12 protein-coding genes are annotated in these 15,763 nt (G+C 42.2%); 6 read left to right on the forward strand and 6 right to left on the reverse strand.

Annotated elements, in window-relative coordinates:
* Positions 1-1,683 carry a ribonuclease J1 gene (gene rnjA / locus FGK98_RS09380; RefSeq protein WP_138100936.1) on the forward strand — a complete coding sequence of 561 codons (1,683 nt, stop codon included), beginning with the start codon at positions 1-3 and terminating at the stop codon, positions 1,681-1,683.
* A 35-nt stretch (positions 1,684-1,718) separates the two neighbouring features.
* Here rnjA and mnmG read toward each other — a convergent pair whose 3' ends face one another.
* The 4 genes from mnmG to apf all read right to left on the reverse strand — a co-directional run bounded on the left by mnmG (position 1,719) and on the right by apf (position 6,299).
* Positions 1,719-3,632 carry a tRNA uridine-5-carboxymethylaminomethyl(34) synthesis enzyme MnmG gene (gene mnmG / locus FGK98_RS09385; RefSeq protein WP_138100937.1) on the reverse strand — a complete coding sequence of 638 codons (1,914 nt, stop codon included), beginning with the start codon at positions 3,630-3,632 and terminating at the stop codon, positions 1,719-1,721.
* Positions 3,633-3,640: 8 nt separating this feature from the next.
* Positions 3,641-4,096, reverse strand: coding sequence for an NUDIX hydrolase (locus FGK98_RS09390; RefSeq protein ID WP_138100938.1), 456 nt, complete (start codon positions 4,094-4,096; stop codon positions 3,641-3,643).
* A gap of 245 nt (positions 4,097-4,341) precedes the next feature.
* The gene (gene mnmA / locus FGK98_RS09400; RefSeq protein WP_138100939.1) at positions 4,342-5,463 is read right to left on the reverse strand and encodes a tRNA 2-thiouridine(34) synthase MnmA; all 1,122 of its coding nucleotides are present in this window, start codon (positions 5,461-5,463) and stop codon (positions 4,342-4,344) included.
* 191 nt (positions 5,464-5,654) lie between these two features.
* Entirely contained in the window at positions 5,655-6,299 is a 645-nt protein-coding gene (gene apf / locus FGK98_RS09405; RefSeq protein ID WP_138100940.1) for an aggregation-promoting factor, read from the reverse strand.
* Positions 6,300-6,540: 241 nt separating this feature from the next.
* Here apf and sdaAB point away from each other — a divergent pair, with 241 nt between their 5' ends.
* Genes sdaAB through FGK98_RS09420 form a run of 3 tightly spaced genes read left to right on the forward strand, consistent with a single transcriptional unit; the run spans position 6,541 to position 8,744 of the window.
* Entirely contained in the window at positions 6,541-7,212 is a 672-nt protein-coding gene (gene sdaAB / locus FGK98_RS09410; RefSeq protein WP_138100941.1) for an L-serine ammonia-lyase, iron-sulfur-dependent subunit beta, read from the forward strand.
* An 8-nt stretch (positions 7,213-7,220) separates the two neighbouring features.
* On the forward strand, positions 7,221-8,093 hold the full coding sequence (sdaAA, locus tag FGK98_RS09415; RefSeq protein ID WP_138100942.1) for an L-serine ammonia-lyase, iron-sulfur-dependent, subunit alpha: 873 nt from the start codon (positions 7,221-7,223) through the stop codon (positions 8,091-8,093).
* A 21-nt stretch (positions 8,094-8,114) separates the two neighbouring features.
* Entirely contained in the window at positions 8,115-8,744 is a 630-nt protein-coding gene (locus FGK98_RS09420; protein WP_138100943.1) for an HAD-IA family hydrolase, read from the forward strand.
* A 96-nt stretch (positions 8,745-8,840) separates the two neighbouring features.
* Here FGK98_RS09420 and FGK98_RS09425 read toward each other — a convergent pair whose 3' ends face one another.
* The gene (locus FGK98_RS09425) at positions 8,841-10,691 is read right to left on the reverse strand and encodes a nucleoside-diphosphate sugar epimerase/dehydratase (protein ID WP_138100944.1); all 1,851 of its coding nucleotides are present in this window, start codon (positions 10,689-10,691) and stop codon (positions 8,841-8,843) included.
* Between the two features lie 65 nt (positions 10,692-10,756).
* Positions 10,757-11,794 (reverse strand): glycosyltransferase family 2 protein, encoded by a 1,038-nt coding sequence (locus FGK98_RS09430; protein ID WP_138100945.1) that lies wholly within the window; start codon positions 11,792-11,794, stop codon positions 10,757-10,759.
* Between the two features lie 218 nt (positions 11,795-12,012).
* Between FGK98_RS09430 and FGK98_RS09435 the strand changes: the two genes are divergently transcribed.
* Together FGK98_RS09435 and FGK98_RS09440 are read left to right on the forward strand one after the other, a co-directional pair.
* Positions 12,013-13,179 (forward strand): CynX/NimT family MFS transporter, encoded by a 1,167-nt coding sequence (locus FGK98_RS09435; RefSeq protein ID WP_138100946.1) that lies wholly within the window; start codon positions 12,013-12,015, stop codon positions 13,177-13,179.
* Positions 13,180-13,382: 203 nt separating this feature from the next.
* Positions 13,383-15,611, forward strand: coding sequence for a DUF2971 domain-containing protein (locus tag FGK98_RS09440; RefSeq protein WP_171011138.1), 2,229 nt, complete (start codon positions 13,383-13,385; stop codon positions 15,609-15,611).
* Positions 15,612-15,763: the final 152 nt, after the last annotated feature.

Raw genomic sequence — 15,763 nt, forward strand, 5'->3', positions numbered from 1 at the left:
ATGGCCTATACTCTTAAACCTGAAGAAGTCGGCGTTTTTGCCATCGGTGGTCTGGGAGAAATAGGGAAAAACACTTACGGAATTGAATACCAAGACGAGATTATCATCGTCGATGCTGGGATTAAATTCCCGGAAGATGACTTGTTGGGTATCGACTACGTTATCCCTGACTACTCTTACATCGTGGACAATATCGACCGCGTCAAAGCCGTTCTGATTACGCACGGACACGAGGACCACATCGGTGGGATTCCTTTCCTGCTCAAGCAAGCAAATGTCCCTATCTACGCTGGACCACTTGCACTGGCTTTGATCCGTGGAAAACTCGAAGAACACGGCCTCTTGCGCAACGCCAAACTTTACGAAATCAACCACAATACTGAGTTGACCTTTAAAAATCTCAAGGCAACTTTCTTTAGAACAACCCACTCCATTCCAGAGCCTTTAGGGATTGTCATTCATACTCCTCAAGGGAAAATCGTCTGTACGGGTGACTTTAAGTTTGACTTCACTCCAGTTGGAGAACCTGCAGACTTGCACCGTATGGCTGCCCTTGGGGAAGAAGGTGTGCTCTGTCTCCTCTCTGACTCGACAAATGCAGAAGTGCCAACCTTTACCAACTCTGAAAAAGTTGTTGGCCAGTCCATCATGAAGATCATCCAAGGTATTGAAGGTCGTATCATCTTTGCGTCCTTTGCCTCCAATATCTTCCGTCTCCAACAAGCAACAGATGCCGCTGTTAAGACTGGACGCAAGATTGCGGTCTTTGGTCGCTCTATGGAAAAGGCCATTGTCAACGGGATCGAGCTTGGCTACATCAAAGCTCCTAAGGGAACCTTTATCGAGCCAAATGAAATCAAAGACTACCCTGCTGGCGAGGTCCTTATCCTTTGTACAGGTAGTCAAGGGGAGCCGATGGCAGCCCTCTCTCGTATCGCTAACGGAACCCACCGTCAGGTGCAACTCCAACCCGGCGATACCGTTATCTTCTCTTCTAGCCCAATCCCTGGAAACACCACTAGCGTCAACAAGCTGATTAACATCATTTCAGAAGCTGGTGTTGAAGTTATCCACGGCAAAATCAACAATATCCACACCTCTGGACACGGTGGTCAGCAAGAGCAAAAACTCATGCTCCGCTTGATCAAGCCTAAATACTTCATGCCTGTTCATGGTGAATACCGTATGCAGAAGGTCCATGCTGGACTAGCAGTGGATACTGGTGTCGAAAAGGACAATATCTTTATCATGAGCAATGGTGATGTGCTTGCCCTTACTGCTAACTCTGCTCGTATCGCAGGTCATTTCAACGCCCAAGACATCTATGTCGATGGCAATCGTATCGGCGAAATCGGCGCTGCCGTCCTCAAAGACCGTAGAGATCTATCCGAAGACGGTGTCGTACTTGCAGTCGCAACTGTTGACTTCAAATCGCAGATGATTCTGTCTGGACCAGACATCCTCAGCCGAGGCTTTGTCTACATGAGAGAGTCTGGAGACTTGATTCGTCAAAGCCAGCGCATCCTCTTCAATGCTATTCGTATCGCATTGAAAAACAAAGATGCTAGTATCCAATCTGTCAATGGTGCTATCGTCAACGCTATTCGTCCTTTCTTATATGAAAATACGGAACGTGAACCAATCATCATCCCGATGATCCTCACACCAGATGAAGAAGAATAAATCAACAAAACAGCCCCGTCTTCGGAGCTGTTTTTCTATGCTTTCTTTTCTTGATTCTTAGAAATACTACGATTTCTTCCCTCAAGATATACCATCAAAATAGAAATATCTGCTGGGTTTACTCCCGAAATACGGCTGGCTTGGCCGATGGTTTCTGGATTAATGAGTTTGAACTTCTGACGGGCTTCGGTTGCGATAGAATCAATGTCATCCCAGTCGATGTTAGCTGGAATGCGTTTTTCTTCCATGCGTTTCATCTTGGCAACCTGATTCATGGCTTTGGAAATATAACCCTCGTACTTGATCTCTGTTTCAATCAATTCAATGACCTTGTCATCCAAGTCCTCTGCAGCTGGACCGATGAAGGCTACCACATCTTGATAAGAAACTTCTGGACGACGGAGAAATTCCTTGGCTGTCACCGCATCAGTCAACGGCTTAAAGCCCATCGCTTCAACCTTAGCATTGGTTTCCTTGACTGGCTTGAGTTTGATGCTGTCGAGACGCAGCATCTCATTGTCAAATTGATTTTTCTTAATCTCAAAACGAGCCCAGCGTTCATCATCTACAAGCCCAATCTCACGTCCCATCTCGGTCAAACGCATATCGGCATTGTCATGGCGGAGAATGAGACGATATTCAGCTCGACTGGTCAAGAGACGGTAAGGTTCAATAGTTCCCTTGGTCACCAAGTCATCAATCATAACCCCGATATAGCCGTCACTTCGCTTCAAAATCAACTCAGGCTTGCCTTGGATTTTCAGAGCGGCGTTGATACCAGCGATAATCCCTTGTCCTGCCGCCTCTTCGTAACCTGATGTTCCATTTGTCTGGCCAGCAGTGAAGAGTCCTGAAATTTTCTTGGTTTCCAAAGTTGCACGCAACTGATGAGGCAAGACCATGTCGTACTCAATGGCATAACCAGTTCGCATCATTTCTGCATTTTCCAAACCTTTGATGGAATGAACCAGCTCACGTTGGACATCCTCAGGCAGACTGGTTGACAAGCCTTGGACATAGACTTCCTCTGTATTGCGTCCTTCTGGTTCAAGGAAGAGCTGGTGACGTTCCTTGTCCGCAAAACGCACAATCTTATCCTCAATCGATGGACAGTAACGAGGTCCCACTCCCTTAACCACACCTGTAAACATAGGCGCACGGTGGAGGTTGTTTTGGATAATCTCATGACTGGTACCATTAGTGTAGGTCAACCAACATGGAACTTGGTCTTTGACATAATCCTCATCGCGCGAAGTATAAGAGAAGTGATTGGGTGCTTCATCTCCTGGCTGGATTTCTGTCACATCGTAGTTGATAGAAGAAGCCTTGACACGTGGAGGTGTACCTGTCTTGAACCGACCGATTTCGAGTCCCAGTTCCTTAAGATTGTCAGCTAGGTTAATCGAAGCTAGACTGTGGTTTGGTCCTGATGAGTACTTGAGGTCTCCGATGATGATTTCCCCACGGAGAGCAGTCCCTGTCGTCACGATAACAGCCTTTGCAGCATACTCTTGATGGGTCGCTGTACGAACACCAACAACCTTGCCATCTTCCACCAAAATCTCATCAATCATGGTCTGACGGAGGGTCAGATTTTCTTGATTTTCAACTGTCTTACGCATCTCCTTAGAGTAAAGTTCCTTGTCAGCCTGCGCACGAAGGGCGCGAACGGCTGGCCCTTTCCCAGTGTTGAGCATCTTCATCTGGATGTAACTCTTGTCAATGGTCTTGGCCATCTCGCCACCGAGAGCATCTACCTCACGCACGACAATTCCCTTGGCAGAACCGCCGATAGAAGGATTACAAGGCATGAAAGCCAGCATTTCAATGTTAATAGTCGCAAGCAGGACCTTACAGCCCATACGGCTAGCGGCCAAGGAAGCCTCAACCCCAGCGTGCCCCGCACCGATTACAATAATATCGTATTCTTCAGTAAAATTATAAGTCATTTTCTCTCCTATTCCTCAAGATGAATGTGTCTTAGTTGGCCGTCCCAATCGGGTAAGGCTGTTTTTAAAAAGGCTGGAACTAACTGGTAAGCCTCAAGCTTATCCAAGTCAATCCATTCACAGGGTTGCATTTTCTCATCTTCCTGCATGGTCAATGGGGCATCCTCAAGCAAATCCACCAGATAATGAAACTCGATATTGTGATAGGAAATACCGTCCTCTTCAAAACGATTTTCAACTACAAAAGCTAGTTGTCTAGCCTCAGCTTTGACACCCAGTTCTTCCCTCACTTCGCGGACTACCGCTTCCTCCGTTCTTTCATTGACTTGAATCGCACCGCCAATAGTGTAATACTTGCCCTTATCTTTGGTGACTAGGAGCTTGCCATTTTGGACAATCAAGGCTGTCGCCCGAACACCAAAAACTGTATTTCCTGCTTTTGTCCGAAAGTCTTGCTGACTCATTTTTATCCTTCCCCTTATACTCAATGAAAATCAAAAAGCAAACTAGGAAGCTAGACGCAGGCTGTACTTGAGTACGGCAAGGTGAAGCTGACGTGGTTTGAATTTGATTTTCGAAGAGTATTAAACGACACAAAAACAGTCAAAACTCGTAAGAAGTGCAGGACAAAAAGCCTGCAACATCCATGAGCTTTGACCATCATTTCTATTGCTTTTATTATTGTAGCAAATTGAGAAAATTTGTCAATCTAAATGTACTGACAAACTTGTCCATCGCGGTAGGCATTGTCAATCAAACCACCACCGAGACACTCTTCGCCATCGTAAAAGACAACTGCCTGTCCTGGTGTGATGGCGCGCTGTGGTTCCGCAAAGATGACTTCTGCCTTATCTCCTTTGACATGTACTGTCACCTTAGAATCAGGCTGACGGTAGCGGAATTTAGCCGTACATTCTAGCGTAAATTCCTCTGGCATCTCACGAGTAAAGTGGACTTGACTGGCCTCTAGGCTTGTTGACATGAGCGAGTCATGATAGAAACCTTGGCCGACATAGAGGATATTTTGGCTCAGGTCTTTTCCAACAACAAACCAAGGGGCATTGTCACCACCGTGTTGGCCACCGATACCAAGTCCGCCACGCTGACCGATTGTATAATACATGAGGCCTGCATGCTCGCCCATATCGCGACCATCCACAGTCATCATGCGACCAGGCTGAGCTGGCAGGTAGTTACTGAGAAAGCTTTTAAAGTTCTTTTCTCCGATAAAGCAAATTCCTGTCGAGTCTTTCTTCTTGGCAGTCGCAAGACCTGCTTCTTCTGCTATTTTTCGTACTTCAGGCTTTTCCAAATGCCCCAATGGGAACATGGTTTTTTGGAGTTGTTCTTGCGAAAGTTGACTGAGGAAATAGGTCTGATCCTTGCCATTGTCCACGCCACGAAGCATGTGAACAGTGCCATCCTCATCACGCGCCACTCGAGCATAGTGCCCCGTCGCAACATAATCTGCCCCCAAGGTCATAGCATAGTCCAAAAAGGCCTTGAACTTGATCTCCTTGTTGCACATAACATCTGGATTTGGCGTGCGCCCCTCACGGTATTCCGCTAGGAAATACTCAAAAACGCGGTCCCAGTACTCTTTTTCAAAATTAACAGAGTAGTAGGGAATGCCGATCTGGTCTGCCACCGCAGCCACATCTTTGTAATCTTCGGTCGCTGTACAAACGCCGTTTTCATCTGTGTCATCCCAGTTCTTCATGAAGATACCGATCACATCGTAGCCCTGCTCCTTGAGCAAGAGAGCCGTCACCGACGAATCGACACCACCACTCATACCCACGACAACACGTGTTTTAGAGTTATCACTCATGGTAAGTCTCCCATCTATTCGTTTATTCACGATTGAAGGTCGTGTGTGCTTCACGATTGAAGGTCGCTTGAGCAGTATTCATTATAACACGCTTGGTTGGAGAAGACAAGGGAGGGATAGGAATACACACAGAAAAGCAAAAAAGTCGAGGGATTTCCTCGACTTTTACTTCTTATTCTGCTAGTTATTTCTTAATACCAACCGTTGTTAAGCCAGAAGTTTTTAGCAGCTGTCCATGAACCGTAACGTCCTGCAACGTAGGCGTCTGCTACACGTTCTTGGTTTTCTGCTGAGTAGTCACCGTTCAAGTATGAATCTGTCAATTGGTAACGTCCGATGTAACGTCCGTTTGTAGCTGTGTAGCTACCGCCTGATTCTTTTTGAGCGATCCATTCTTTGGCTTCTGCTTCTGATCCGCTAACAGTTGCTGCTGGTGCAGTGTAGCTTTCTTCTGCTACTGGAGCTGCTGGCGCTTCGTAAGTTGTTGTTTCAGCAACTTCTTCATAAGTTGTAGCTTCGCTTGTTTCTTCTGTAGCAGCTGGTGCTTCATAAGTTGTCGCAGAAGTTGCAGCGGTTGCAGTTGTTGTCGATGGTTCTGTTCCTTCGATGACCAAGACTTGGTCCACAAAGATCAAGTGGATGTCTTCAATCTTGTTTTTTTCTGCCAATTTTTCAACAGTAGTGTTGTACTTCTCAGCGATTTCTGAAAGAGTGTCGCCTGGTTTAACTGTGTAAGTTACAGTTTCTTGTGCAGAGGCAAGAGCTGGGGCAAAGAAAGCAAGCAAAGCTGCTACTCCTGCGATAGTTATTTTGATTTTTTTAGTTGTTAATGACATATCTAAAAATTCTCCTTCTATTGAATATATCTATGATACCTTTTAAATGTTACCGTTGTTTAACGATTATATGTAGAAATATTACAAAAATGTTTTATATTTACCGTTTTACGGAGGTTTTTGTCACAAAAGGCCTTGTTTTATACCATCTTTAATCATTTTGAGCTTTTGATAAGGGAAATAAGCACAGAGGTCCATTCTTTGATATAATAGTTATAAGAATCTTTGTAAGGGGAAACAGATGCAATCACTTCGTTTTCAATCTGTCTTTGATATTATCGGACCTGTCATGATTGGCCCATCAAGTAGCCACACTGCTGGTGCCGTTCGTATCGGAAAAATCGTCTCTTCCATCTTTGACGATATGCCTACCGAGGTAGAGTTCCAATTATTTAACTCATTTGCCAAGACCTACCGTGGTCATGGAACGGATCTTGCTCTCGTCGCTGGTATTTTAGGTATGGATACGGATAATCCCGACATCCCAAACAGTCTCGAGATTGCCCATAAACGGGGCATCAAGATTGTCTGGACCATTCAGAAAGATAGCAATGCTCCTCACCCTAACACCACTAAAATCACTGTAAAGAATGAACACAAATCCATTAGCGTGACAGGTATTTCTATCGGTGGAGGAAATATCCAAGTTACGGAACTTAACGGCTTTGCTGTCTCTCTCAACATGAATACCCCGACCATCATCATCGTGCATCAGGATGTTCCGGGTATGATTGCCCATGTTACTGAAGCCCTCTCTCGTTTCGATATCAACATCGCCCAGATGAATGTGACTCGAGAAAAAGCTGGAGAAAAAGCCATCATGATTATCGAAGTCGATAGTCGAAATTGTGAAGAGGCGATTGAAGACATCCGAAAAATCCCTCATCTCCACAATGTCAATTTCTTTAAGTAGGAGGAAACATGTTTTATTCTATCAAAGAATTGGTCGAGCAGGCAGACCTAGACTTCCAAGGCAATGTCGCAGAACTCATGATTGCGACAGAATATGAACTGACTGGCCGATGCCGAGACGAAGTTCTCCTCCTCATGGAACGCAATCTAGAAGTCATGAAAGCCTCTGTCGAGCTTGGCCTTAGTGAAAACAAATCCCGCAGCGGCCTAACAGGTGGAGATGCGGCCAAACTAGATCGCCATCTCAAAAGTGGCAAGGCCTTGTCAGACTTCACCATCCTATCAGCAGCCCGAAATGCCATCGCGGTTAACGAACACAACGCTAAAATGGGCTTGGTCTGTGCCACTCCAACCGCAGGAAGTGCTGGCTGTCTGCCAGCTGTTCTTACTGCAGCTATTCAAAAAATTGACCTCAGCCACGAAGAACAACTCGATTTCCTCTTTGCCGCGGGTGCCTTTGGATTGGTTATCGCAAACAACGCTTCTATCTCAGGTGCTGAAGGTGGCTGTCAGGCCGAAGTCGGCTCGGCCTCTGCCATGAGTGCCGCAGCCTTGACCTTGGCTGCAGGTGGAAGCCCCTATCAGGCTAGCCAAGCCATTGCCTTTGTCATTAAAAATATGCTAGGCCTCATCTGTGATCCTGTTGCAGGCTTAGTTGAAGTTCCTTGTGTCAAACGAAATGCCATGGGAGCCAGCTTTGCCTTTATCGCGGCTGATATGGCCTTGGCAGGTATCGAATCTAAGATCCCTGTCGATGAAGTTATCGATGCCATGTACCAAGTCGGATCCAGCCTCCCAACTGCCTTTCGTGAAACGGCTGAAGGTGGACTCGCAGCCACTCCGACTGGTCGTCGCCTACAAAAAGAAATCTTCGGAGAATAAGTTTATCTATTAGGAGAAATCATGCCCTCTATCTCAGCTATCTTTTTCGATCTAGACGGAACCCTGGTTGACAGTTCCATCGGGATCCACAATGCCTTTACCTATACCTTTGAACAACTAGGAGTTCCAAGCCCTGATGCCAAAACTATTCGTGGTTTCATGGGCCCGCCACTTGAAAGTAGTTTTGCGACCTGCCTTCCAAAAGAACAAATCTCAGAAGCTGTTCAAATCTACCGTTCTTACTACAAGAAAAAAGGAATTCATGAAGCAGAGCTTTTCCCCCGAATGACGGAATTGCTCCAAGAACTCTCGCAAACCTACCCTCTCTATATCACTACAACAAAGAATACTCCGACTGCCCAGGATATGACTAAAAATCTGGGAATCCATCATTTCTTTGATGGCATTTATGGCTCCAGTCCTGAAACGCCTCACAAGGCGGATGTCATCCGTTACGCCTTACAGACGCATCGACTCCCTGCAGACCAAGTCCTCATCATCGGGGACACCAAGTTTGATATGATCGGAGCCCAAGAAACTGGCATTAAAAAGTTCGCTGTTACTTGGGGATTTGGAGAAGAAGCTGATTTACTCGGCTATCAACCTGACTGGATTGCCCAGACAATCGATGATATCATTAGCCAGCTATAAATAATACGACAATTTGAAACTACAGAGTAAAAAGACCAAGGTTCTGTCTATACAAAACCTTGGTCTTTGATTTATGATTAATTGCATGAGTCACTCTTACTCAGCATGGGTTGTCTCATTTGCAAAGGAAATGATCGCTTCTTTGAGCTCATCTCCACTGAGTGAACGGAACTCCTCTATTTTTTGATTGATGGCTTCTAGAGGCATGACATTTACCTTACCAACGAAAATCTTGTCCATAACTTGGTTATCAACTAATTCGGTCGAAACCAAGAGTTCTTCGTAGAGTTTTTCACCTGGGCGAATCCCAACTTCAACGATTGGAATTTCGCTTTCTGTGTGTCCACTTAGAAGCACCATTTTCTTGGCCAAGTCATAGATCTTGACTGGTTTGCCCATGTCAAGGATAAAGACTTCTCCGTCCTTGGCATAAGCACCAGCATGGATTACCAGACGACTGGCCTCTGGAATGGTCATGAAGTAACGTGTCATACGGAAGTCTGTCACCGTTACAGGGCCACCTTCAGCAATCTGGCGTTCAAAGACAGGAATCACGCTACCACGGCTACCGAGGACATTCCCAAAACGAACTGCACAGTAGGTTGATTTGCTACGTTGGTTAAAGCCAGTGACAATCAACTCTGCCACGCGCTTGGTTGCACCCATAACATTCGGTGGATTGACCGCCTTGTCAGTCGAAATCATGACCATCTTAGGCACTTTAGCCTCATCCACAGCCTTGGCAACATTGTAAGTTCCGAGGATATTGTTTTTGAAGGCTTCTTTTGGATTGCGCTCCATCATCGGAACGTGCTTATGGGCAGCGGCATGGTAGACAATGGCTGGTTTATACTGTTCAAACACCTGTAAGAGGCGATCATAGTCCTGAATATCTGCAATAACAGGAACATAATCAATTCCTTGGAATGTACGGATCAATTCATGATAAACAAGATAGATTGAGTTTTCACCATGTCCAAGCAAGATGATACGTTCTGGATTGAAGCGGCTAACCTGACGACAAATCTCTGAACCAATCGAACCACCAGCTCCTGTCACCAAGATAGTCTTGCCTGTAAGCTCTGCACCCAGACGGGATTCGTCAAGACGGATTTCCTGACGGCCCAAAAGGTCTGTGATATCAATTTTCTGGAAGCCACTACCTGGTTGGTGAAGCCCCTGAACAACTGTCTCAACCTTGGGCATCTTGTAACATTTGATGCCGAGTTTATTACACATCTGCAAGATGCGTTCGTACTCTGATGGGTCAAGCGAAGGGATCGCTACGATGACACGCTCGATTTGGTGACGTTTAGCCAATTCAGGCAGATTGTCATAGGAGCCCAAAACGGAAATTCCACCTAGTTTTTGTCCCTTTTTCTTCTCATCATTATCCAAAATTCCCACTAGCTCAAGGTCACTAGTTGGGTGTTGGTAGCTGTTCATAAAGAGGGCACCACCATCGCCAGCACCAATCAAAAAGGTACGACGGTGCTCGCCATCCCCACTACCCTGCTTGCGCTTTGAATAAATCAACTGCCAAGTGATGCGAGGGAGCAAGATCAGGAAAGTACTCAATAAAATAAAGAGTATGATGAATCGGATAGAAAATAGAGGAAGGAAGGCATAGCAAAGTCCGTAAGAGACAATACTGCTGACGGTTACCCCAAAAAAGATTTTTAAGAAATCTGTGATTTTACTATAGCGACTAATACTCGCATTGAGCCCCCAAAATCCAATCATGATTTGATAGAAGAGGAAGGCCAAACCAGTATAGATAACATAGTCCACAGGCGCTGGGTTAATCAAACCATAAAAGAGAATGTAAGACACAATGATGGAAACCACCATACTAACAATGTCAAATACACCCCAAAACACCTGCTTTTGCTGTTTATTTAAAATTTCAACCAGATCAATCACGTAATCTGTTAGTTTTTTATTCATCGAAGTTTACTCCCCCTTAAAAGAGTCGGATAAAGCTGTTGTTAGTTCTTTTTAGAATATCTACTCTAATTCTCCAAATAAATAGTCTGATTTCTGTATGTTTGTTTCCATTTGAATCCCTTAATAAGACCAAGTAAGGTTCCAACCCCATAAGAAAAATGAATGGCAAACAAAAGAATAGGCATTAGAAATAATAACGTGTTTTTATTTTTCACATAAGTTAATATTGTCAACATAAGAACAAACAGAAAGTAAATTGTAAATAGAGAAAAAAGAAATGTCACTGAGAATGGCACTAACAAAATACTTAGAAAGATACTTAGAACAAAGACAAAAGGAACATAATGAAAAAGTGATAGACACTGTGGCTTAACATGTGTTGTTAGACCAATCCACAATCCATTCGAATATTTTTGATAAAGCATCTTTTTAAGAGTTGGTCGAATATACTGATAAGATAAAACACTAGGGCTATACCGAATACGATATCCATGTTTTCTGATTCTATAGTGAAGTTCATTGTCTTCTGTCCGGCCAAGTTGCTCATCTACTAAGCCAACTTGCTGAAAAACTTCTCGTCTGTACATCCCATGAAAAATAGAAGATACATATTTATCTTGAGAACTATTACGATAATCAGCAATACTACTTCCGAACATATTTTCTTCAACAAGATGCAAGACTTCTGACCACTTATCTTTTTCTTCCACAATTGTCGGTCTTGCTCCTCCACAAACAAACTCACCTTGGTTAATCAGAGCAACATTCTCACTCACAAAATTTTCTGTAACTTTCGAGTGAGCATCAATCTTCAGAATAACGTCACCTATCGATTGCTTGATGCCCAAATTAAATCCACTAGATTGATTTTTCTTGGGATTATCGTAAAGTCTAATGGATTTAAATTCATTATTTTCCTTTATAAATTGTTGTACAATCTCTTTTGTAGCATCAGTTGACATAGCATTAATAAACAGAATCTCAATATTTTTTTTATCATATGTTTGATTTTTCAAATCTTCAATAAGATCTGGCAAATATTTCTCTTCATTGTAGGCGCTGATTACAATTGAGACCAGTTTTTTTCCAACATTTTGAGTCACTTCTACTCTCCTGAATTATTCCTTCCACTATTTTATCACAAAATTTCCTAGTTTCCTATTTTTATCTCAAATCAAGAAAAATTCTGGTAAAGAAATCTGTCCCTTTTCACTCTATTTTCAGTTAAATCGTTCTAGCTTTCTTAGCAGTCCTCTCCTTGACATTGTAAGAAAAAAACCTTAAAATAAGCTGTTATTAAAATCATCCTATCGAGGTTTTCATGAAAAAGCAATCACTCTTTTTTGTTCTTGGAATTGTCTTAATCGGGACTGTTTTGCGCTCTCCTTTTACTGCTTTACCCATTATTTTGGGAGATATTTCGCAAGGGCTGGGAGTAGAGGTCAGCTCTCTTGGGATTTTAACCAGTCTCCCTCTCTTGATGTTTGCTCTTTTCTCTGCTTTTGCAAGCCGCTTGGCGCAAAAGATTGGACTAGAGCATCTCTTTACTTACTGTCTCCTTCTCTTAACTATTGGCTCTGTCATTCGTATCTTCAATCTTCCCCTTCTCTATCTAGGAACCTTGATTGTCGGAGCGAGCATTGCTATTTTCAATGTTCTTCTCCCAAGTATGATTCAGGCCAACCAACCTCAAAAGATTAGTTTTCTAACAACTCTTTATGTCACTGCTATGGGAATATCCACAGCTATTGCCTCCTATCTATCTGTTCCTATCACCCAAGCTAGTTCTTGGAAGGGCTTGATCCTCGTTCTCAGCCTCATCTGCTTGCTCACTCTGCTAGTCTGGTTGCCAAATCATCGCCACAACCACTATCTAGAAGGACAGCAAGAAAAGAAATCAAAAGAAAATATTCTAAAAAACAAACATGTCTGGGCCATCATTGTCTTTGGCGGTCTTCAGTCCTTGCTCTTTTATACAAGTATGACCTGGTTGCCAACTATGGCTATTAGTGCTGGTCTTTCTAATAGCGATGCGGCTCTCCTGGCTTCTATCTTCTCACTGATCAGCATTCCTTTTTCCATGACTGTTCCAAGTCTGACGACTCGTCTGTCAGATGGTCACCGTCGAATCATGCTGGCAATAATCTCTATCGCTGGCATGATAGGAATTGCCATGCTCTTATATCCAAGCAATAACTTCCTCTACTGGCTAGTAGTTCACCTCTTGATTGGGACAGCCTGCAGTGCTCTCTTTCCTTATCTCATGGTTTGCTTCTCACTTAAGACAAGTTCGCCTGAAAAGACTGCGCAACTCTCAGGTCTGTCGCAAACAGGGGGCTACATCTTGGCAGCCTTTGGTCCTACCTTGTTTGGTTATAGCTTTGACCTTTTCCAATCTTGGATTCCAGCTGTCCTTGCCCTTCTAGCCATTGATATCATCATGACTATCTCACTCTTTATGGTGAATCGCACGGATAAGATACTCTAATTATTCTAAAACACTTCTCAGATATAAACAATGCAAAGCCAGACTCTGTCTGGTTTTTTTGGTGCTTATATCAAGAAAAGGCACCATCCATCTATTAGCAGAAAGATGGCATTTTTGATATAATAAGATGTATAGAAACTAATTATCATACGAAAAATAAATTGGTTTATAAAATAGCTACTATTTTAAGTGAGGTGCACAGGATGGATGAACTGAAATACAATTTGGAAGAAAGTTTAGCAGAGTTAGATCAGCTCTTTTACTTATCAGCCAAGGAGACAGATAAGACTGCCTGTGAAGCTCTGGCAGAAAAAGCAAGAATAATTTATGAACAATATCCTGAATCAGAAGACATTGCTTTACTCTATGCTAGGATTTTGTTCAATTTGTCAACCGAACAAACTGAGTTGAAGGAGCGGAAGGCTACTGCTGAAAAATTAGAGAAATTACAGCAACAATTCCAGGATTCACCTGATATAGCTTTACGTTATGTCAGGATTTTGTTCAATTTGTCAACCGAACAGACTGAGTTGAAGGAAATCGAGGCTACTGCTGAAAAATTAGAGAAATTACAGCAACAATTCCAGAATTCGCCTGATATAGCCTTGCAGTATGCCATGATTTTGGTTAATTTGTCAACCAAGCAAACTGAGTTGAAGGAACTAGAGACCACTGCTGAAAAATTAGAGAAACTACAGCAACAATTCCAGGATTCACCTAATATAGCTTTACGTTATGCTAGGATTCTGTTCAATTTGTCAACCGAACAGACTGAGTTGAAGGAGCGGAAGGCTACTGCTGAAAAATTAGAGAAATTACAGCAACAATTCCAGGATTCGCCTGATATAGCTTTGCCGTATGCCATGATTTTGTTCAATTTGTCAACCAAGCAAACTGAGTTGAAGGAACTAGAGACCACTGCTGAAAAATTAGAGAAATTACAGCAACAATTCCAGGATTCGCCTGATATAGCTTCGAAGTATGCCATGATTTTGGTTAATTTGTCAACCATACAGACTGAGTTGAAGGAGCGGAAGGCTACTGTCGAAAAATTAGAAAAAATGCAGCAAAAATTTCCAAAATCCGAAGAAATTGCTTTTATATATAGTGTGTTCTTAGCAAGCTTATTTGATTATCAAACGGAGGTAGACGAACGTCTTCAAACCACAAAAATAATTAAAAAACTCTATGAACAATTCTCCAACTTTATGTTACAAAATTTTGATGATTTATTTTTTAGTAATGATAATGTTTGTGACAGTAAGAAGTACATGCTATTCAACTTTATCCTAAGGGAAGGGCTTTTAAAGAATACTAAATATGCTATTTTACAAAAATGGACAGTTCGTTATAAAGAAGACTCCAGTGAACTAAAGAACTTGCTATCAATTTATCAAATTGTTCAGAAAATCAAGTATCAACTGGGACTAAAAGACGAATATAAAAATCAGGTGCTTAAATTCGGCCACTACACCAAGGGGAGCACTCTCCAAATTATGTTAGATCAAGAGGAGAATGAAAAGAAGAATACTACTTTTTCGGTATCTGGGAAAACTCGTTTGTATAATGCTAATTATATGAATGATCCTGAAGAAGGAATCGTCATAGAACAGATATTGGGCTTAGATAGACGAGATGTTTTGGAACCAAGCTCATGGTTCTTAATGAGTTTCACAAACAAAACGGATGATTTGGCCATGTGGTCCCAGTATGGTGATGATGCCAAAGGTGTTTGTCTGGTACTTCGAGAAGATGATTTTTCTAGATTTACTTCCTTCAATGATGTTTCTTGGCGTCAAGAAAAAAACTTTTTAGAATTCTCTGATAAGATGTATCTACTGAAATCTGAATTAAATAGTGGTGTTGAAAAATCTATCTTTCGGAGTGAAAGTGAAAATTCAGTCGATACTGTTAATGATGAAGGAACTGAACCGAATTCTGTAGAAAAAAATAGTGATTCAAAAGGGAATCCTGATTATCTCTACCGAATTGCCTATGTTAAGCATATAGAGGAAAATTTAAAACTAGAACAAACTGAACTATTTGAGAAGTCGGAAATAGAAGAATTAGAAAAATTGTTGAATAGTTTAAAAGAAAAACTAGATATCGGTTCAAAAATTACGGAGGAGAACTATCAAAATGCTATTGCTGAATGTATAGAAGAAATTCGCTACTTATTTAAATCTGTTGATTACAAATATGAAAATGAACTTCGTATCTTACGCTATGCGAACCTAGATCCTAGCAATAAGGAAATCAAAATTGACAAAACTTCTGGGGTAGGTAAACTTTATGTAGAACGAAAAAATTCAATTCAAATCGGTGAAGTCATTTTCGGTCCTAAGTTTCCAAATCCTGAGTACGTGACTCCTCTATTAAAACTTTTAGATAAGGAAATTAAGTATAAGAAATCTACGATAAAATTTAGATAAAGTCTGACAACATCCTCTAAACTTCTAGTTTTTACTAGGAGTTTTTTATATATAAAATTTTTACACATATTTCTTGACAGGGCTTTCATATTGAGATACAATATATTTGAAAAGAGTATATATAAAATTTTTATATAATGAAAAGGAGGTTT

It is taken from the genome of Streptococcus australis (assembly GCF_901543175.1).
GTDB lineage: Bacteria > Bacillota > Bacilli > Lactobacillales > Streptococcaceae > Streptococcus > Streptococcus australis_A.

Coding starts and splice junctions, on each gene's coding strand:
- rnjA (WP_138100936.1), top strand. CDS start 1: ATGGCCTATACTCTTAAACCTGAAGAAGTCGGCGTTTTTGCCATCGGT.
- mnmG (WP_138100937.1), bottom strand. CDS start 3,632: ATGACTTATAATTTTACTGAAGAATACGATATTATTGTAATCGGTGCG.
- FGK98_RS09390 (WP_138100938.1), bottom strand. CDS start 4,096: ATGAGTCAGCAAGACTTTCGGACAAAAGCAGGAAATACAGTTTTTGGT.
- mnmA (WP_138100939.1), bottom strand. CDS start 5,463: ATGAGTGATAACTCTAAAACACGTGTTGTCGTGGGTATGAGTGGTGGT.
- apf (WP_138100940.1), bottom strand. CDS start 6,299: ATGTCATTAACAACTAAAAAAATCAAAATAACTATCGCAGGAGTAGCA.
- sdaAB (WP_138100941.1), top strand. CDS start 6,541: ATGCAATCACTTCGTTTTCAATCTGTCTTTGATATTATCGGACCTGTC.
- sdaAA (WP_138100942.1), top strand. CDS start 7,221: ATGTTTTATTCTATCAAAGAATTGGTCGAGCAGGCAGACCTAGACTTC.
- FGK98_RS09420 (WP_138100943.1), top strand. CDS start 8,115: ATGCCCTCTATCTCAGCTATCTTTTTCGATCTAGACGGAACCCTGGTT.
- FGK98_RS09425 (WP_138100944.1), bottom strand. CDS start 10,691: ATGAATAAAAAACTAACAGATTACGTGATTGATCTGGTTGAAATTTTA.
- FGK98_RS09435 (WP_138100946.1), top strand. CDS start 12,013: ATGAAAAAGCAATCACTCTTTTTTGTTCTTGGAATTGTCTTAATCGGG.
- FGK98_RS09440 (WP_171011138.1), top strand. CDS start 13,383: ATGGATGAACTGAAATACAATTTGGAAGAAAGTTTAGCAGAGTTAGAT.